This is a genomic window from Rhodococcus sp. IEGM 1306, assembly GCF_036541985.1.
Lineage (GTDB): Bacteria > Actinomycetota > Actinomycetes > Mycobacteriales > Mycobacteriaceae > Rhodococcus_F > Rhodococcus_F qingshengii.
Genome location: NZ_JAZHFF010000002.1, coordinates 380746 through 399846, shown reverse-complemented (window position 1 = coordinate 399846; position 19101 = coordinate 380746). Strand labels below are relative to the sequence as shown.

At 62.3% G+C, this 19101-nt stretch carries 19 protein-coding genes; 9 read left to right on the top strand and 10 right to left on the bottom strand.

The features are described 5' to 3' along the window. Position 1: 1 nt before the first annotated feature. Positions 2–1561 (bottom strand): amino acid permease, encoded by a 1560-nt coding sequence (locus V3587_RS08645; protein ID WP_095970248.1) that lies wholly within the window; start codon positions 1559–1561, stop codon positions 2–4. A gap of 197 nt (positions 1562–1758) precedes the next feature. On the opposite strand from V3587_RS08645, the gene V3587_RS08640 reads away from it, so the two are divergent. After that, positions 1759–2490: a TetR/AcrR family transcriptional regulator gene (locus V3587_RS08640; protein ID WP_166810239.1), complete on the top strand. Its 732-nt coding sequence runs from the start codon at positions 1759–1761 to the stop codon at positions 2488–2490. 12 nt (positions 2491–2502) lie between these two features. Here V3587_RS08640 and V3587_RS08635 read toward each other — a convergent pair whose 3' ends face one another. Further along, a complete protein-coding gene (locus V3587_RS08635) occupies positions 2503–3057 on the bottom strand; it encodes a LysM peptidoglycan-binding domain-containing protein (RefSeq protein ID WP_095970250.1) in 555 nt (184 codons plus the stop codon). 440 nt (positions 3058–3497) lie between these two features. Here V3587_RS08635 and V3587_RS08630 point away from each other — a divergent pair, with 440 nt between their 5' ends. Further along, positions 3498–4145 (top strand): hypothetical protein, encoded by a 648-nt coding sequence (locus V3587_RS08630; RefSeq protein ID WP_283376378.1) that lies wholly within the window; start codon positions 3498–3500, stop codon positions 4143–4145. A gap of 67 nt (positions 4146–4212) precedes the next feature. Here V3587_RS08630 and V3587_RS08625 read toward each other — a convergent pair whose 3' ends face one another. From V3587_RS08625 to V3587_RS08615, 3 genes are read right to left on the bottom strand one after another with little or no spacing between them, the layout of a single operon-like run. Continuing rightward, positions 4213–5895 (bottom strand): ABC-F family ATP-binding cassette domain-containing protein, encoded by a 1683-nt coding sequence (locus V3587_RS08625; protein WP_124568670.1) that lies wholly within the window; start codon positions 5893–5895, stop codon positions 4213–4215. Positions 5896–5910: 15 nt separating this feature from the next. Beyond that, on the bottom strand, positions 5911–7695 hold the full coding sequence (gene kstD / locus V3587_RS08620; protein ID WP_283376377.1) for a 3-oxosteroid 1-dehydrogenase: 1785 nt from the start codon (positions 7693–7695) through the stop codon (positions 5911–5913). Next, positions 7695–8315: a TetR/AcrR family transcriptional regulator gene (locus V3587_RS08615; protein WP_234036687.1), complete on the bottom strand. Its 621-nt coding sequence runs from the start codon at positions 8313–8315 to the stop codon at positions 7695–7697. The genes kstD and V3587_RS08615 overlap by 1 nt, the downstream gene beginning before the upstream one ends. Before the next feature lie 158 nt (positions 8316–8473). Here V3587_RS08615 and V3587_RS08610 point away from each other — a divergent pair, with 158 nt between their 5' ends. From V3587_RS08610 to V3587_RS08590, 5 genes are all read left to right on the top strand, one after another. After that, positions 8474–8977 (top strand): nuclear transport factor 2 family protein, encoded by a 504-nt coding sequence (locus tag V3587_RS08610; protein ID WP_283376376.1) that lies wholly within the window; start codon positions 8474–8476, stop codon positions 8975–8977. Next, a complete protein-coding gene (locus V3587_RS08605; RefSeq protein ID WP_283376375.1) occupies positions 8974–10029 on the top strand; it encodes a serine/threonine protein phosphatase in 1056 nt (351 codons plus the stop codon). The genes V3587_RS08610 and V3587_RS08605 overlap by 4 nt, the downstream gene beginning before the upstream one ends. Positions 10030–10110: 81 nt before the next feature. After that, positions 10111–11085, top strand: a complete 975-nt coding sequence (locus V3587_RS08600; protein ID WP_283376374.1) for an ABC transporter ATP-binding protein — start codon at positions 10111–10113, stop codon at positions 11083–11085. Next, positions 11085–11876 carry an ABC transporter permease gene (locus tag V3587_RS08595; protein ID WP_283376373.1) on the top strand — a complete coding sequence of 264 codons (792 nt, stop codon included), beginning with the start codon at positions 11085–11087 and terminating at the stop codon, positions 11874–11876. Before V3587_RS08600 ends, V3587_RS08595 begins: the two co-directional genes overlap by 1 nt. A 134-nt stretch (positions 11877–12010) precedes the next feature. Next, complete coding sequence (locus V3587_RS08590) at positions 12011–12811, top strand: alpha/beta fold hydrolase (RefSeq protein ID WP_283376372.1); 801 nt, start codon at positions 12011–12013, stop codon at positions 12809–12811. A 9-nt stretch (positions 12812–12820) separates the two neighbouring features. Here the strand turns inward: V3587_RS08590 and otsB are convergent, their stop codons facing one another. Continuing rightward, on the bottom strand, positions 12821–13609 hold the full coding sequence (gene otsB / locus V3587_RS08585; protein ID WP_260395807.1) for a trehalose-phosphatase: 789 nt from the start codon (positions 13607–13609) through the stop codon (positions 12821–12823). Between the two features lie 175 nt (positions 13610–13784). Between otsB and V3587_RS08580 the strand changes: the two genes are divergently transcribed. Beyond that, the gene (locus V3587_RS08580) at positions 13785–14114 is read left to right on the top strand and encodes a type VII secretion target (protein ID WP_283376371.1); all 330 of its coding nucleotides are present in this window, start codon (positions 13785–13787) and stop codon (positions 14112–14114) included. Next, complete coding sequence (locus V3587_RS08575) at positions 14111–15340, top strand: hypothetical protein (RefSeq protein WP_283376370.1); 1230 nt, start codon at positions 14111–14113, stop codon at positions 15338–15340. The genes V3587_RS08580 and V3587_RS08575 overlap by 4 nt, the downstream gene beginning before the upstream one ends. Positions 15341–15373: 33 nt before the next feature. Here V3587_RS08575 and V3587_RS08570 read toward each other — a convergent pair whose 3' ends face one another. From V3587_RS08570 to V3587_RS08555, 4 genes are all read right to left on the bottom strand, one after another. Next, the gene (locus V3587_RS08570; protein WP_124569683.1) at positions 15374–16363 is read right to left on the bottom strand and encodes a malate dehydrogenase; all 990 of its coding nucleotides are present in this window, start codon (positions 16361–16363) and stop codon (positions 15374–15376) included. Between the two features lie 66 nt (positions 16364–16429). Then, positions 16430–17059, bottom strand: coding sequence for a hypothetical protein (locus tag V3587_RS08565; RefSeq protein WP_200314968.1), 630 nt, complete (start codon positions 17057–17059; stop codon positions 16430–16432). Continuing rightward, entirely contained in the window at positions 17049–18320 is a 1272-nt protein-coding gene (gene hisS / locus V3587_RS08560; RefSeq protein WP_124569685.1) for a histidine--tRNA ligase, read from the bottom strand. Before hisS ends, V3587_RS08565 begins: the two co-directional genes overlap by 11 nt. A 15-nt stretch (positions 18321–18335) precedes the next feature. Beyond that, the gene (locus tag V3587_RS08555; RefSeq protein ID WP_095973604.1) at positions 18336–19016 is read right to left on the bottom strand and encodes an MBL fold metallo-hydrolase; all 681 of its coding nucleotides are present in this window, start codon (positions 19014–19016) and stop codon (positions 18336–18338) included. Between the last annotated feature and the right edge of the window lie 85 nt (positions 19017–19101).

Below are 19101 nucleotides of genomic sequence, written 5' to 3'. Positions count from 1 at the left end.
GTCAGGCTCCGATCGTGACGGGATTCGGGGTGGCGCGGCCGCGCGGGAAGCAGGCGACTCCCAGCCCCACCACCAGCGCTATCGTGATGGGCGCGGCCCACTGCAAAATGGGGTACTCCCCCGTGGGGTTGAAGATCTCGGCTCGTGGCCAGGACAGGTTGATCACCATCAGCGCGCCGTACACAACCGCGGCGATGTTGACCGGGACTCCCCAGATGCCCAGGGAGAAAAGCTTTTTGCCTTCGGCGTCGAACTTGGGGCCGACAGCGGTGCGCGGCCAACCCTTGAGACGCTGAACCAGCAGCGGCACGGTCACCATGAGGTAGGCCAAGTAGATCAAGATGATGCATACGCTGGACAGGGTCGCGAAAATTGCCGAGTTGCCCACGTTGACGGCCAGAACGGCTATGCAGATCAGGCCGATGAGGACGGACGGTGCGATAGGTGTTCCGGTGCGGGGGTTGACCTTTGCCAGTATCTGCGAGGCAGGCAGCCGGCCGTCGCGGGCCATGGAGAACATCAGCCGTGAAGCAGCAGTCTGAATGGCCAAGGTGCACACGAACACTGCGATCGAGACGTCGATCAACAGGACCGTGCCCCACGGCGAACTCAGAATCGATGTCAGTACGTACGGCAAACCTTCCGTGGCCAGGCGTCCGTCGGTGAGTGAGGGGGCTGCCATCAACGCGCCGAGGATCATCAAGCCGCCGCCGAGTGCGGAAGCGGACAGTGCGAGGCGGATCGTACGAGGTGCGACGCGTCGGGGGTTACGGGTCTCCTCGGCCAACTCCCCTGCCGAACCGAAGCCGACCATGACGTAAGCGGCCATCAGTCCGGACATGATCCACGCCCAGGCGTATCCGGGCTGACCGCCGGCACTGCCGGTGTCGAAGACGACGTCCGGTCCGCGCTGAGCGTGGGTGAAGAACATCCCGATCACTGCGATGACACCGACGATTTCGCAGGTCACACCGATATTGTTGATACGCGACATCCAGTTGACGCCGATGCAGTTGATGAAGGTGGTCAGAACCAGAAGCACCGAACCGAGCAGCACGGCATTGGCAGCGCCGCTCGAGGAGGTGAGCGCACTGTCCTCGCCGATGATCTGGAACCCGCTCCACACATTGGGAAGCACGACCTGCAAGGCGATGGCAGCAGCCGATGCAGTGACGATCTGAGCGAGAATCATGAACCACCCGGCGAACCAGCCGACTATCTCACCGCCCATCCGTCGTGACCACTGGTAGATGGCTCCCGAAATCGGATACCTGGCAGCGAGTTCCGCGAAGTTGAGCGCGACCATGAACTGGCCGACGAAGACGACCGGCCACGTCCAGAAGAACGCCGGACCCGCGAAACCGAAACCGAGGCCGAACAATTGGAAGATCGTCGTCAGAATGGAGACGAAGGAGAAGCCCGCAGCAAACGACGCGAACTTTCCCAGCGATCGATGCAGCTGCTGCTCGTAACCGAACTCCGCTAAGTCGCCGTCGTCGTGAGGTGACGAGGCGAGTGCGGATGCGGTGGTGGGCTGCGCAGCCGGGGTTGTTGCACTCAACGGCGTACTCCTTCGGCGAGGCGATTCAGAGGCGAATAACTGTCGATTGACAGTTTTCGCGAAATCAACTCGTCGCAGGTGACGCCCGCGTATACGATTCGCCCGATTCTGTAACAGGCTCGTTGAGTACGTTTCGAGCATGTGACCGAATGCTCACAGGGCCGTCCACCCCGCACGTAAGGCCTCCGCCTGCCACTATGGAAGGCGTGACCAACGCCGGCCCCGGACGACCCCGCCTGACAGCTCGCCGACGCCCGGGTGGGACCGCCCGGGCGGAGATCTTGGATGCTGCTGCAGAACTGTTCACCACCCGAGGCTTTGCCGCGACGTCGACGCGCCACATTGCCGAAGCTGTCGGGATGCGTCAGGCGTCGTTGTACAACCATTTCGCCACCAAGGACGACATCCTCGTTGCGCTACTCGCCGACACAGTGACTCCGGCGCTCGACTTCGCCGAGAATCTCAGGCCTCTCGACGCCTCTCCCGAGGTGAAGCTGTATGCACTGTCGTACCTCGACGCCGCGCAACTGATCACCGGTCGGTGGAACCTGGGCGTCCTTTACCTCTTGCCGGAACTGAGAAGCGACAGATTCATGTCGTTCCGGGCTGATCGCGATCGGCTTCGCGAGCAGTACCGGGCACTCGCCCAGGCAGTTCTCGACGCGATGGGCGATCCTGCGTCGACACAACTGGCCGAGTTGCCGTTTCGTCTGGTCGAAAGCGTGATCAGCGCAAGAGCCGACGCACTCGAAGGAACACCGATCCCCGACGCCGCGGTGATCGCCGGGTCCGCACTGCGCATTCTGGGGTGGCGCCAGGATCTTGATCCCATCCACACGGAAGCAGCAGAGCTCATTGCGAACGCAGAAACGTCGACATTGTCCGGAGCTGCAACAGCTCCGGACAATGTCGACGCAATGAAGACCTGAACGGCCACGAGACTAGACCGAGAGGGACTGTCCCGGGAAGATCAGGTTGATGTTCGGGACCTGGCTGGCGAGGTTCTCGAGCGAGATGCCGTGTGCAGCAGCGATCTTCGACAGGGTGTCGCCTGCCTTGACCACGTAGTTGCCGCTTCCGGTGCTTGCTGCCGGAGCCGACTCGACGGAAGCCTCAGCGGTGATGGGAGCTGCTGCGGCCTCGTAGTTGCCTGCGGTGGTGCCGGTGGTCAGGTACTGACCGCACACGGGCCATGCGCCGACGCCCTGGCCTGCGAGAACGTTCTCGGCGACACGGATCTGCTCAGCCTGGCTGGCGTTGGCAGCGTTGCCCGATCCACCGAACGCGTTCCAGGTGCTCTGAGTGAACTGGAGACCGCCGTAGAAGCCGTTGCCGGTGTTGGCAGCCCAGTTACCGGAGGACTCGCAGTTCGCGACTCCGGACCAGTCGTGGCCGGCTGCCGAAGCGGTACCGGTGCTCATGGCGAGCGGGATCGCGACGACTGCGCCTGCGGTTGCAACTGCGCCGAGGGCGCGCTTGAAGGTAATGCTGGTCATTGGGTAGATCCTCTCCGCTACCGCGGACGAGGTCGGTCCGGACGCTTACACGTCTCGTCGATCGACTCGTCTGTTTCACTCCTGCCCCGCGAAGGTTTCGGGAGTACCGGACCCGCGGGGCAGAAGCACGCAGTTGCGGGTCGGTGTTTGCCCGGTAGTTTCGGGCTGTCAACGACCGTAGGCGATGGTCACGGATTGGTCACGGGGCATTTTTCCGGTACTAATGTACCAGATTCTGTCGTAATTCAAGCAATAGCCACAGGTCAACCGATTGATTCGAGGTTCAACCATACCGATCGTTATCCGTCCGTTATGTGGCAACCGTCACTGCGATTTTGTGACCCACCGCACCGAAAAAGGCCGTGTCGAACCACGAAGGAGCCCCCTTCGGATGTTAAGAGATTCCTGGCAACGGGCAAAAACCAACCGCCCCAATCGTTATGGAGAATCAACTGGTGATCATCGCAGTGGAAGGACCCAGCTCCGCCGGCAAGACCACTTGGTGCCGAGCCCAGATGACGAATGAATCGGTCGTCGAGGAATTCGTGGCCGAATATCAGCCCACAGGGTTCGAACCGGATGGAACCAACCTCGAAGTGCAGGCAAGTTACTGGGCAACGGTCAATTCGAACCGATGGTCGCAAGCGAAAGAACTCGAAGTGAGATCCGGCATCGCGATCTGCGACAGCGACCCGTTGAAACTGCACTACAGCTGGTGCCTCGCCGCAGTGGGTGCGGCACCAGCGGAGCGATTCGAGCGCGAGCTTTCGGCAGTGGAAAGCGCTTTTGAACAGCTGAAACTGGGTTTCGCAGACCTGACCGTCATTTCGATGCCGTCACCGGAACAACTTCGGCTGCAACGCGAAAGAGACCACAGCCGCCGACGACGGCACTTCGAGCTTCATGCAGCGCTCGCTGGGCCACTCACCCACTGGTACGCGGCGATCGACCGAGTAGATCCAGGTCGCGTTCTGTGGCACTTCCCGACACAGCTCGATCTTTCGCAGTGTCCACCGCCTCGATCGGATCGCAGCGATCTGGGCCTCCTTCACGCCGTGATCAACGAGTTGCCGCCTCTTCCCAAATAGCCGGCAGATGCGCACTCGGTCAGCGAGACACAGCGTCACCGAGACACAGCGTCACCGAGACACAGCGTCAGCGTGCTCGTTCGACCCTGGCCTCGTCCCACACCGGCGACTCGCTCTCGTACACGTTCCCGTCCGATCCGAAGACGAGGAACCTGTCGAACCCGCGCGCGAACCAACGATCGTGGGTGACCGAGATGACGGTCCCGGCAAATTGTGCGATGCCCTGCTCGAGCGCGTCCGCCGAATGGAGGTCGAGGTTGTCGGTCGGCTCGTCGAGCAACAACATCGTCGCGCCGGAGAGTTCGAGGAGCAGAATCTGCAGTCGCGCCTGCTGTCCGCCGGACAGGTCGTCGTACTTCTGTTCGGCTGCTCGGGACAGTCCGTAACGGTCGAGCGCGCGGCTCGCCGCTTCACGCCCCATTCCGTTTCGGTGTTCGTCGCCCATGTGCAGGATCTCGAGCAGCGTATTTCCGGTCAGATCAGGCCTGGAGTGGGTCTGCGCAAACAATCCGGGACGTACCCGGGCACCGAGCGTCGCGGTACCACCGTGCTCGACCGGCGCGATGTCGAGCGCCTCGACGGGTAGATGCTCCGTCCCCGGGTCGGTTCCACCGCCCGCCAACAGACGGAGGAAATGCGACTTTCCGGAACCGTTGGAGCCCAGCACGGCAACGCGGTCGCCGTACCAGATCTCGGTGTCGAAAGGCTTCATCAGCCCCGTCAGCTCGAGATCCTGACATACCAAGGCCCGCTTGGCGGTTCGCCCACCCTCCAGCCGTACTGTCACCTTCTGCTGGAGGGGGATCGCCTCGGGCGGTCCGGCCTCCTCGAATTTCGCCAACCGGGTTTGCGAAGCGTGATACCGCGCCGCGACGCCGTCGTTGAACTTGGCCTTCTCACGTAATCGCAGAACAAGGGCACGAAGTTTCGCGTGCTCCTCGTCCCAGCGTCGACGCAGTTCTTCGAATCGAGCGTTGCGATCCTCGCGGGCCTGGTGGTAGCTGGCCAACCCAGCGCCGTGGGTCCACGACGTCGCGCCGCTGATTCCGGGTTCGAGCGTCACGATGTGGGTAGCTGCATTGGCGATCAGTTCGCGGTCGTGGCTGACGAACAAGACGACTTTCGACGATTCCGAGATGGTCTTCTCGAGCCACCGCTTACCCGGAACATCGAGGTAGTTGTCCGGCTCGTCCAGCAGAAGTGCGTCGTCGGGCCCAGCGAACAGTGCTTCGAGGACCAACCGCTTCTGCTCGCCCCCGCTCAGCGAGTTGGCCGCTCGCCACTTCGCACGGTCGTACGGGACACCGAGAGCCGCGGTGGTGACCTTGTCCCAGAAGTCTTCCGTCTCGTAGCCTCCGACGTCAGCCCAATCGGCCAGTGCGTGTGAATATTTCATCTGAGTTGATTCTTCGTCGCGCTCGATCATCGCGTTTTCGGCTGTATCGAGCGCCAGCGCTGCGTCGCGGATCGGTGCCGGAGACACGGACAACAGCAGATCTCGCACGGTGGACTCGTCGCGAACCTGGCCGACGAATTGCCGCATCACGCCCAGTGTGCCGGATCGAGTGACTGCGCCCTCGTCGGCGACGGCGTCTCCGGCGATAATGCGAAGCAACGTCGTCTTACCAGTGCCGTTGGGGCCGATCAGTGCAGTTTTTGCACCGTTTCCGACCCGGAAGCTGACACCGCTGAGCAGTTGTCGACCATCAGGGAGGAAGTAGTCGACGTCGGCGATGTTGAGGTGGGTCACGCTCTCAAGAGAACCCTACCCACGGCGTTCTGCCAAACCATTATTGCGGTCCACGGCCTCTTGGCCTCTACCCTCGGCCTGTTGGCCTCTGCCCTCGAGCAAGCGCCCGGCCGCATCGAGCGCCGCCAGATAGCCGAAAACCATTGCGGGACCGATAGTTGCACCTGGACCGGCATAGGTATGACCCATCACCGGCGAGCTGGTGTTACCTGCTGCGTAGAGCCCGTCGATGACCGAACCGTCCGCGCGCAACGCCCGCGCGCAAGCGTCCGTATCGATGCCGCCCTTGGTCCCGAGGTCTCCCGGCACCATTTTCGCGGCATAGAACGGACCCTTGGTAAGTTCTCCGAGGCTGGGGTTGGGCTTGTTGGTGCAGTCGCCGTAGTAATGGTCGTATCTGCTTGTCCCACGGCCGAAGTCGCGATCGATGCCTTCGCGGGCATAACTGTTGAATCGTGTGATCGTCGCTGACAACGCGTCACCTGGCACGCCGATCTCGGCAGCGAGTTCGGCAATCGATCCAGCTCGTACGATCGCGCCCGATTCGATCCAGGACCGAGGAATCGGCCTGCGCGCCGGAACTCCCGCGAACAGGTAACGGTCACGGTACGTCTGATCGAAGATCAGCCAAGCCGGGATGTTCTCAGCGGGTCCTTCACCTCGGCCGTACTTTCCGCCGAACATCGCATGCGCCGCTTCGACATAGGGAAGCGACTCGTTCATGAAGCGATTGCCGCCGGCGTTGACCATCAGACTGCGCGGCAACGAGCGTTCAGCCAAGGCGAACCACGGGCCTTTGGGCAGCGGGATCGACGGAGCCCACCACGCGTCGTCCATGTACGAAATTGCCGCGCCGACCCGCAGTGCCGCCCGTATCCCGTCCCCGGTATTGGTCGGTGCCCCGAGGGTCCACTGTGCACTGCTCGGCCGACGCTGGTACTCGCCTCGCATGTCGTCGTTGTTGTCGAACCCACCGCACGCGAGGATGACGCCGCATCGAGTGTGCAGTGTTGTCTGCACTCCCCCGGACTCGAGTCGCACGCCCACGACACGATCACTGTCGGTAATCAAATCCACAAGCTTCGTTCCGAGCTTCACCGGCACTCCAGCTCCCCGAACTCCGAGCATCAGTTCCGCCATGAGCGCTGGGCCGAGCCCGATCAACTTCTTCTTCCTGGCCTTCGCGGCCAGCGAGCGCATACCCACCCGCAGCATTCGCACCGGCCCGCGCCAATGCCGAATCCCCGTGCTCAGCCAACGGTAATCAGATTGTTGGACAACCATGTTGAGCGGAACCTTCATGTACGGCGGATGAAGTGTCGCAAGATCGTCGCCCAGTGCTCGCGCGTCGAACGGGCGCGGCTCGCACGAGCGGCCGCTTGCAAGTCCGCCGGGTGCCTCAGGAAAGTAGTCGGAGTAACCCTTCACCCATTCGAGCTCGAGTGCAGAGTGCCGAATCAGGAAATCGAGGGCTTCCGGGCCTCGATCGATATACGTGTCGATACGGTCGGTGTCTGCATCCTCTCCGACAATGCTCTTCAGATATGTTCGCGCAGAGTCAATATCATCCGCCGGCGCCTCGCGGCGAAGTATCGAGTTTCCTGGAATCCACACTCCACCCCCGGACCGGGACGACGAACCGCCCCAGCATTCGGACTTCTCCACGAGAATCGTCGAGAGTCCGTTTCGGGCGGCGGTGATTGCCGCGGACATACCGGCAGCCCCCGAACCGACAACAACCACATCCACCGCGGGCAGATCCGCTACCGGTGGCACGGTGTCCTGAGGGTTCTCGGTCATCACTGGTCACTACCTTTCGTGTCGTCTACGTCCTGCGTGCGCCACCGGGATCCCCGGACCGCGTCGAGCGCCCCCTCGACGCACACGGGAAGTGATGCGCCGCGCTTTTGGGGGTTGCGTATCCATTGGCGATAACCGAACTCCGCCGCCGCCAACATCAGATGAACGAGAAGTCCGGGGCGGCTGTCATTTTCCGGATCGAGGTGCATCCGGTGCGCCACCAACTCGACCAACCGATCACGATGCTCGGGCGCGATGAGCGCGACTCGATCCATCAAATGCGGCGCGGTACGAAACGCTGCCCGCCACTGATCGATCTCCGAGGACTCGAATGCATTGGAGCGTTCGAGGATCGCCCGCGAGATCGCAAGATCAGCCGACTCGGATGCCGGGCGATCCTCGAGCAACGTCACGATTCCGGCGCCGCCCTGCCTGACCGGATCCAACAGCAGATCCTCCTTGTTGCGAACGTGCCGGAAGTACGTACTTGCCGACACTCCCGCCGCCGCCGCAATCTGCTCGGTGGTCACGTCCTCGAATCCGTCACGCGCGAACAGATCGAATGCCGCACGTTGAATGTCTGCTCGCACCTGCAACCGCTGTCTCTCTCGTAGTGACATCAGCAACGTCCTTTCACCGCGGCCGAAATCCGACCTTCCTCGATAGTGCGAGTCTCACCTATTGTGACAGTCACTGTCAATATCCAATTCCCTGTCAGGTATCAGCAGACCTCGGCGTTTCGTTGACAGGGCATTCGGTGCCACGACAAGCTTCGAAGATGAAAAGTTGGTTCGCGGCAGTCCTCGCAACGGCGATCGTCTCGCGGTCGCTGCTCCACAAAGCCTTGATCTTCAAGTTCGGGCGCGACGTCCGGGCGCTCAACTCCGGGAACTACCGCCCATTGTTGGGGTCCTATCACCGCGACGCAGTTCTGAGATTCGCAGATGGCGATCATCGGTGGGCCGGGGAGCACGCCGGGCGGGACCGAATCGAGAACTTTCTCCAGGAATTTGTCGCTGCCGGACTTCAAGGCGAAGTCAGCGAAGCGTATTTCGGCGGTCCACCATGGCGGATGACTCTGCTCGCCCGTTTCGACGACCGAGCCCTTGGCCCCGACGGCTCCGTCATCTACCGCAATCGAACAGTGCTTCTCGTTCGAACCAAGTGGGGCAAAATCATCGAGCAGGAGGACTACTACGAGGACACCGCCAGAATCGGTGACTTCGACAGGCGACTCCGCGAGATCGAAGCCGGACGATCCTGTGGCACAGTCGTGGAGTGACGCACGTCAGGATTGACCGCCACCGAAAACTGTCGACATTCCTGTCTTCCCAGAACGATGTCGAACTGGCCCGACTGACCGACACCGCTCGAGTCTCGAGCATCGGCGTGGGCGGCGCCGCAGGAGTGGTCAATGTCTGCGACCACAGGCTCAACTGTGTTCCGATATTCACCAAACGCATTCCACTGAGCGATCGGGAACTCGCCGACGTCGGCTGTACCTCCAATCATTTCGATTTGCCGATGTTCTGCCAGTACGGCATTGGCGGCCCAAGCTTCAACGCCTGGCGAGAGCTGGCCGCGAACATCATGGTCACCGAGGCCGTCCTGGCCGGCGAAACACAGTCGTTCCCAATGCTTTACCACTGGCGAGTGCTGCCCGGCCGATCGCCGGTTGCGCCCGAACACGCCGACATCGATTCCGTTCACACCGCCCGCGCCAGTAGTCAAGTGCGAGTCCGCCTCGAAGCGCTCGCCGCTGCACCGTGCAGCCTCGTACTGTTCTGCGAGTACATCGCACACCCGATCTCGGATTGGCTGCAAGACAACCCGGCCGCCAAAGCTGCCGACCTCGAGCGCCAGTTTTCGGAGATCGTGGCGTTCTTGCGAGATCGACAGTTGCTGCACATGGACGGACATTTCGGCAACATGCGCACCGATTTGGAGCGGATCTATCTCACCGACTTCGGACTGGCCACATCCCCACACTTCGACCTGTCGACTGTCGAGCACGACTTCGCCCGGCGCCATGCCACTCATGACGCCGACTATGCCGCCATGCTTCTGGTCAACTGGCTGGTGACCGAGGTCTGCGGCGTACCGAGACCGAAACACGGCGGACCAGTCACCCGCAACCAGTACGTACGACGATGCGCCACAGGTCATATCCCAGGTGATGTGGCACCGGAGGTGGCCGCGATCTTGACCCGGCACGCGCCCGCCGCTGCGAGGATGAACGACTTCTACTGGCGATTGTTCGACGGCGACTTCGATGCGCCCTACCCTCATGCCGCGGCAGTTCCGACTTCCGGTCGAGGACAGGGTTTTCCCTGAACTGCCGTCTCCGCATCTCAGGGTTCATGTCATCCTCCGGACGGATGTGCTGGTCAGTGCCGGTAGGGCACAGTTCTCCTCATGATTGAACTGAGGGGATTGACCAAGGTTTACGGACCGACGAAAGCGGTGGACGATTTGTCGTTCACGGTCAAGCCGGGCATCGTGACGGGCTTTCTGGGCCCGAACGGTGCAGGCAAGTCGACGACAATGCGGATGATTCTGGGTTTGGATCAGCCGACGTCGGGTGCGGCGTTGATCGACGGCAAGCCGTATCGGGAGCTGAAGACACCGCTGCGGACTGTCGGTGCATTGTTGGATGCGAAGTGGGTGCATCCCAATCGCAGTGCGCGGGCGCATCTGCAGTGGATGGCTGCTTCGAACGGCATTCCGAAGTCCCGGGTGGACGAGGTGCTCGGGTTGGTCGGGTTGTCCGAGGTGGCGGGCAAGAAGGCCGGCGGGTTCTCGTTGGGTATGTCGCAGCGTCTCGGGTTGGCGGGTGCGTTGTTGGGGGATCCGAAGGTGTTGTTGTTCGACGAGCCGGTCAACGGTCTCGATCCGGAGGGCATCGTCTGGATTCGTAAGTTCATGCAGCGGTTGGCGGCTGAGGGCCGCACGGTGTTGGTGTCGAGTCATCTTCTGTCGGAGATGGCGTTGACGGCGGAGCAGTTGGTGGTGATCGGTCGGGGTCGGTTGATCTCGGATTCGACGGTGGCGGAGTTCGTGGATCGTTCGTCGGAGTCGACGGTGCGCGTGCGTAGCCCACAACTCGACGCTCTCCATGCCGCATTGACTGCCCACGGACTGACTGTCCGCGAGGAGCATTCAGGATCGGAGCCGGTGTTGGTGGTCGTGGATTCGACCACCGATGTGATCGGTGGTCTGGCTGGCTCGCAGGGAATCGTGTTGCACGAGTTGGCGTCTGTGCAGGGATCGCTCGAGGACGCGTTCATGAAGTTGACCGGAGACGATGTCCAGTACCACGCATCCGGTGTCGATCCGGGTGCCGGAGCCCACCACGCAAACACACAGCACGCTATGGGAGGTGCACTGTAATGGCTGTTCTCAGTGCTGAACGAATCAAGATCACCACGACCAAGTCCCCGCTGTGGTGCACGATCACCATCATCGTCCTGGGGTTGGGCGTCGCCTGGATGATCGGGCGTTCATCGAGTTCGAGCATTCAGGCGTACAACGACAAAGCCGCATCAGGAACTCCTGATTTCGAGAAATTCCTCCCCACGTTCAACGACGCGGGGCTAGGAGTTTCCGGCTTCGGCGTCATGGTCCTGATGATCATGGCGGCGCTCGCGATCACCAGCGAGTACCGCTTCGGCATCATCCGCACGACCTTCCAAGCCATCCCGAGTCGGGCGTCGGTTCTGATCGCGAAAGCCGGCCTGATCGGAGCCTTCGGAGCGGTGCTGTCCTTTGTCCTCATGCTCGGCGCAGTCTTCATCACCAAAGCTGCTGCAGGCACTGAAGGTTCCACCAACCTGGCACTCGACAACGCCGATGCCTGGCGCGCCGTCTACGGCGTACCGATCTTCGCGTTCCTCTGCGTCGTCCTCGCTATCGCCGTCGGAGCACTCCTCCGTCAATCTGCCGGGGCTATTGCACTACTGCTGCTGTGGCCGCTGCTCATCGAGAGCCTGTTCGGCATGTTCGGATCCTTCGGTAGAAACGTCACACCGTTCCTCCCGTTCGCCAACGCCGACCACTTCCTCTCCTCGGGTTCGAGCACCAATTTTCATTGGGGCCCTTGGGGAAGCCTGTTCTACTTCGCCGCATTTGTTCTGGTGGTTTTCGGAATCAGCATCGCCGTCGTCAACAAGCGCGACGCCTGACCGAACACCACGACTGGCCGTACCGGAGATGGTTCCGGTACGGCCAGTTTCTCGTTGCCACAACCGAAGTTCACATAACTTAGGATAGGCTCACTTCTATTCGATTCGGCAACGAACTGAGGCAACGGACAGCGATGCAGACTCTGACAACCCAGACGATTTCCACTCCGGGCACCGAGATGCGTGTGTGGCGCACGTCGGCGCTCGACCGGAAATGCGTGGTTTTCCTGCATGGCGCCGGAGTTGATCATCGAATGTTCGACGACCAGGTCGCGGAACTCGCGGGGGCCTATTCCCTGCTGCTACCCGATTTACGCGGTCAAGGGCTGTCCATCCTGAAGGAAGGCCACCGCGCCACTCTCGACACTGTGATCGACGACGTGAAGGTCATGTTCGACTCGCTCGGAATCGATCGGGCAAGCATCGTCGGACACTCGTTCGGCGGAAACATTGCGCAGGAGTTCACCCACCGCTATCCGGATCGAGTCGACAAGCTCGTCATGATCGGCAGCCCTGGACAGCACCGGGAAATGAGTGCCGCCGCTGCCTCGGCGATCAAGATCGGCACACATCTGTATCGACGAATTCCGTGGGGCCCCTTTGCCTTTTACAGTGGTCGGTGGTCGAGTCGAAATCCCGCAACTCGCAGATACGTTGCCGACTGCATGCTGGCCGCCGGACGGCAGACGTGGCTGGATTTGGGAACAAGCGGGTTCGCGTCACTCTGCCCGGTGGATACGGCACCCCGAAAGGAGACCCTCCTGATGCGGGGAGAGGTAGACATGGCGCGCCAACTCGATCGCATCTACGACGCGCTGAGTGAACAACTCCCCGACCTGACTCGCCGGGTGGTGATCAGCGGTGTCGGACATCAATGCACACAGGACAACCCGGAAGAGGTCAACCGCGCGCTGGCCGAGTTCCTGGCAGACTGACCCTACGTGTCAGCGTTCCAGTTGCGCGGCAAGCTCTTTCATCCACTCCAGAAACGCCTGCGGGCCGTCGAACTGGACGCCGTCGACAGCAGCCACCTCCGGTGCAATGTCATCGCCCTTGACCACCAACGCTTCTCCACCCGAGGCAAGGACAGCAGCAAAGGCGGGTAGGTCACCCCGGTCGTCGCCCGCATACGCGACGACGTCGACCCCTGCGGCTGCGATCGCGCGAAGGAGGCCTGTTCCCTTGTCCTCCTCAACGGGTGGGCGCAATTCCTCGACCAACTTGCCGGGCTCACGACGCAACCCGGTCCGGCTCGCGATTTCTGTTGTCGCCGCTTCCACCAGGCGCTGCGCGGCCGCTCGATCCGCGACCCGACGCCAATGCACTGCTACCGCAAGGCCTTTGCTCTCGACGTGGATGCCAGGAACTGCCTGAGAGTCGAACAAGCGGCGCAGTTCGGCTTCTGCTTCGGCGACAGCATCACTGAACGCCGCGACTGCCGGAAGCACTTGGATTCCGTCGTCCGTCCAGGTCTCGACGCCGTAGGAACCCATGAGCACAACGGAATTCAAGCTGAGCCGCTCTCGCAAGAACGACACCGGCCGTCCCGAGAGCAAGCCGACCACACCGAGGTGCTCCGCCAGGGTCGCGAGCACGTCTTCGGCGCCGGGCAGGAGTGCACTCGCCGACGGATCGTCGACGATGGGTGCAAGCACTCCGTCGAAATCCATCACCAGTCCCGCACGAGCTGGATCGGACGTGAGTCGGAGGATGACGTCCGAAGCGGTTCGCATGGTTCGAGTGTGCCAAATCGATCGCACTCGCAATACCAACACCGGAGCCGAATGTAATCTCTGCCACTTCGTCCAGGTTGTCCGGAACCGCTGAGTAGGTCGCGTCCACTCCCTGCACGGGCCCACAGTGGTCCGCTAAAGTTCTCACGACGCTTACCAACTGGGGGGGGTAATGATGAGCGAATTGACTGTCGTCACTGACGGCATCCGAAAGTACGGCTCGACGTCCACCGAAGCGGCAGGACGCATCGCGCAGGCCGCCGCCGTCGATCTGGGTGCAAACATCGCTGCAGTCGCACCGGCCGTGGGCCCCGTCGGGATCGAATTTCTCGAAGCATTCGCGCGCGCTCAGGCCACACACACCAAAGATGTTGCAGCACTCGCCACGTTCTACGCCGGCAACGCCGCAACGGCCGGTGCAGCCGCGCAGGCCTACGACACCACAGATCAAGCAATCGCAACAGATCTGACCGCTGCGGCTGGATCGACGGGCGCGACCGCGTGAGCACCGAAGACGACTCGACGACCGTCATCGAATTCCTTCACGGTGGTGCTCCGGCCCCGGTACTGCCGAACAACGCGGTCGAATCGATGCTCGCCGGCATACCGGTACCGCCGCTACCCGGAATCGAAGATCTGTTCGCGCCCTTGATCGAACTCGGCAAGAGTCTCGGCACAGGCACTTTTGCGGGCATCGATCCCGTCGGCATCTTCAATCAGGCGTCCACTCTCATCGACCACGCCATGGGACTGTCCCAAAGCGCGGTCGCCGAGGTGGGCCAGACCTGGAACAGCACCGGCAGTGAAGCCGCGACCGAACTGTCGCGATCCGCCCAGAACAGCGGCGCCGAATTGAGCGAACGCGGAACCGCGATATCGAAAACTGCTGCCGCCGCCGCGGAATCGGTGCAGCGAGGCAACGCGAATCTCGCGGCAATCGCGCAGTCCTTCGCCACCACGGTTGCAGCTGCTGCGCCGATCGCGTGGACACCACCAGGACAGGCGATGTTGCTTGCCTCGGCAGCTGAACACATGCAGGCAGCCGTCGCGTCGGTGACTCGGACTCGTGGGGAGATGCTCGGGCACACCGCAGCCATGAACGCCCTTGCCGGGTCGATCCCAGTTCCGACTCCACCGACCAGTGAGGCACTGTCCAACCTGGTCACTCCGGAGGCAATCAACAACGCCGCCCGTCAGATCGCCCAACCTCTGTCTGCCTCAACCGATGCCGGTGACGCGTACTCCACCCACCAGGACTCCACTCAGCCAGTCACCGACGCAGTCCGGACCTCGGCGGCGCAGGCAGGCGCCGGACTTGCGACCGGCGTCGACAAGCTGTGGGGCGCGGGCAATTCGTCGACGTCACTCACAGCTGGCGGGTCGCCGTCACCCAGTGCGACGACGAGCTCCGGTGGAGCATGGGTGGGTGGAAGCGGCACTATCGGTGGAATTGCAAGGGGCGCAGCGGGAGTTACTGCGGCTCAACCGGTCCCGATAGCAACGCCCGGCCTGGGTGCACCATCGTCGGCGGCCGCCAATGCTGGCATGTCGCCGGGCGGCATGTTGGGCGGTGGACCCCGCGGATCTCGGGACGACGAGTCGTCACGCACTACCGCGGGGTATCTCGTGACTGCCGGCGACGAGAATTCGATGGTCGACGACCTACCGATGGTGTCACCGCCCGTGCTCGGTGCCGAGAATCCCGATCAGTATCTGTTCCGAGATCTTTGATCGGGACTTCCCGGCCGGGGCGGCATTACAACCTCAGACGAAGCCCAACTCCCGTACCGCCGCGCGCTCCTGCTCCAATTCGCTGACAGACAGGTCAATCCGTTCGCGCGAGAAGTCGTCGATCGCGAGGTCGGGAACGATAGTGAATTCACCATCGGCGCAGGTCACCGGGAAAGACGAGATCAATCCTTCGGGCACTCCGTAGGAACCGTCCGAACACACGGCCATGGACACCCAGTCGTCCTCGGCCGTTCCGATCACCCAGTCGCGGACGTGGTCGATAGACGCGCTGGCCGCACTTGCCGCCGAGGACGATCCACGCGCAGCGATGATGGCGGTGCCTCGCACCTGCACAGTCGGGATGAAATCGTTCTCCACCCAGTCGCGGTCGTTGATCACCGCGAGCGCAGGCTCACCCGCGACGGTCGCGTGGGACAGGTCCGGGTACTGCGTCGCCGAATGGTTTCCCCAGACGGACACCTTGCGCACCGACGACGCACGAACGCCGGTCTTCTTCACCACCTGCGCAATCGCTCGGTTGTGGTCGAGACGCGTCAACGCACTGAACCGAGTATCGGGTACATCCGGCGCGTTGTTCATCGCGATGAGAGCGTTGGTGTTGGCCGGGTTTCCGACGACCAGCACCTTGACGTCCGAGGCGGCGTTGTTGTTGATCGCCTTCCCGTGCGCTGTGAAAATCGCGCCGTTCGCGCTCAGCAAGTCGGCGCGCTCCATGCCCTTGCTCCGCGGACGCGCACCGACCAGCATGCCGACGTTCGCACCGGAGAAGGCGACATCGGGATCGTCGGTGATGTCGATGGAGCTCAGCAACGGAAATGCGCCGTCTTCGAGTTCCATCGCAACGCCTTCGGCAGCGGACACGGCGGCGGGAATCTCGAGCAGTCGAAGTTTGATCGGTACGTCAGCGCCGAGCATCTCCCCCGCAGCTATGCGGAAAAGCATTCCGTATGCGATCTGACCCGACGCTCCGGTCACCGTGACGGTTACGGGCGCAATACTCATTGCCGACTCCTCACCTGCCGTTTTCACGACTGTCCGTTCTACAACGCTGTAAGAACGGTTTCCACGCTAGTCGAGTAATCCGGCCACTTCGTGGTCTGTCAGTGTGGTTCTCGGCACTCGTCCCGCCGCCGTCACGAGTTCGACGGCGCGGTACAGCGGACGCTCGTCCAGCCCGGCGCCGCGGGCTTCGGCACGCAACTGTTCGATCAGGACCGAAGACAACGCGGCCGCCGGTACCAACTCGCTGGCTGCCAGGGCGTCGGCGAGTTTGCGGAGCGCAAGGATCTCCAACTCCCGCCCGCCACCCGCGGTATACAACGCGAGCGGGATTCGCACGGTGGACCGCCCGTCGCCGAGCGTCAGGCTGACCTCGCTGATCCGGCCGGATCGCACCGTCAGCGCCGCCGTGAGTACCTCGGCGACGTCGACGTCGTTGGTTCGGAAGCCGGCTTGAGCCCGAATCCTGTTGCCGTACAGGGTGATGTGTCGGCGCAACGTCATCAGAATGGCCAGCGACGTCGGCACCGCGATGACGGCGCCGACGATCGCTCCCACGGTCGCCGTCGAGAAAACACTGACGATCAACCCGACGACAACACCGAACACCACCACGACGACAGCGAACTTCTTCAGCCGCGGCGCGATCAACGCCACGGGAACCAGATCGAGCGAAACCGGTTCGGCCTCAGTGCTCAACGAGATCCCCGAGCTTGTCGACGACCTGGTCGAGTGCCACCGACTCCTGCTCACCTGTCGCCAACTGTTTGACGACGATCACGCCTTCTTCGAGTTCACGCTCGCCGAGAACCAACGCGATTGCGGCACCCGAGCGGTCGGCCGCTTTCATCGAGCCCTTCACACCACGATTTCCGTAGGCGATGTCAACTCGAATTCCGTTGGCACGCAGCTGGTGAGCAATCTTCACCAGCGCTGCCTTCGCTTCGGTACCCATCGGCACACAGAACACATCGACACGTGCCGGTGGTGCTACCGACTTACCCTCGGCCTCGAGCGCGAGAACAGTGCGGTCGACGCCGATTCCGAATCCGATCCCCGAGAGCGGCTGTCCGCCCAGTTGTTCCATCAGACCGTCGTAGCGACCACCGCCACCGATTCCGGACTGCGCGCCCAGTCCGTCGTGCACGAACTCGAAGGTCGTCTTGGTGTAGTAGTCGAGGCCGCGAACCATGCGCGGGTTGACGACATAGGGAACGCCCAAGGCGTCCAGGTGCGCGAGTACCTCGTCGAAGTGTGCCTTGCAGCTCTCCGACAGGTGATCGAGCATGAGCGGTGCGCCCGCAGTCATCTCACGCACATCCGGGCGCTTGTCGTCGAGCACCCGGAGCGGGTTGATCTCGGCGCGTCGACGCGTGTCCTCGTCGAGCGGGAGTGCAAAGAGAAACTCCTGCAGCAGTTCGCGGTACTGCGGTCGGCAGGTGTCGTCGCCGAGCGAGGTGATTTCGAGGCGGAAGCCGTCGAGCCCCAATGACCGGAATCCGGCGTCGGCGATCGCGATGACCTCAGCGTCGAGTGCGGGGTCGTCGATCCCGATGGCCTCGACGCCGACCTGCTGCAACTGGCGGTAACGACCGGCCTGCGGACGCTCGTAGCGGAAGAACGGGCCCGCGTAGCTGACCTTGACCGGCAGCTGTCCACGATCGAGGCTGTGCTCGATGACCGCACGCATCACACCGGCGGTTCCCTCGGGACGCAACGTCACCGAACGGTCGCCACGGTCGGCGAACGTGTACATCTCTTTACTCACGACATCGGTCGACTCGCCGACGCCGCGCGCGAACAATCCGGTGTCCTCGAAGATCGGCAATTCGATGTGGCCGTATCCGGCCAATCTGGCGGCGCGCGTCAAACCGTCACGAACGGCGACGAATTCGGCTGACTGCGGCGGAACGTAGTCCGGAATACCCTTGGGTGCAGAGAAGGTGCTGGCTTTACTCACGAGAGGTACTTTTCCTTATTCTTGTGCGCTGAGTCCAACGAGAAACGGGTTCGAGCTTCGCTCGGCGCCGATCGAACTGTTACCACCGTGCCCGGGCAGGACCACTGTCTCGTCGCCGAGTACCAGTAGCTTGCGGGCGATCGAGGCGAGCAACTGCTCGTGATTTCCGCCGGGCAGGTCGCTGCGTCCGATCGAACCCTGGAACAGCGTGTCACCGGTGAACGCCAAGTCCACGGGTCCGGTCTCCGTGTTCGCCTGGGTTCGGAACACCACGGATCCCTGCGTGTGCCCGGGTGTGTGGTCCACGAAAAAAGACATTCCGGCCTCGGTGATCTTGTCTCCATCGGCCAGTTCGATCACTTCGTCCGGCTCCACGAACGTCATACCCTGGATGAATTCCTTCATTGTCGGGCCGATTCCCCGTGCCGGATCACTGAGCATGTAGCGATCCTCGGGATGGATGTACGCGGGTACGGAGTACCGCTCACAGACCTCGCGGGCCGACCACACGTGATCGAGATGGCCGTGTGTCAACAGGACCGCGTTGACCGTCATGTCTTTGGAGTCGAGATATTCGAAGAGCGGCTCGGCCGCGTCCTGCCCTGGATCGACGACCACACATTCGCACGCGTCGTCCTGGGCGAGTATGTAGCAGTTGGTTTGGAACATCCCGGCCGGAAAACCAGTGACGAGCACGGGGGCAACTCCTCTTCGAAGGGTGGAAACGAACAACACGGTGTCGGTTACAGCCTAAGCTGCTGCCCCGCCAGTAAGTTCTCAG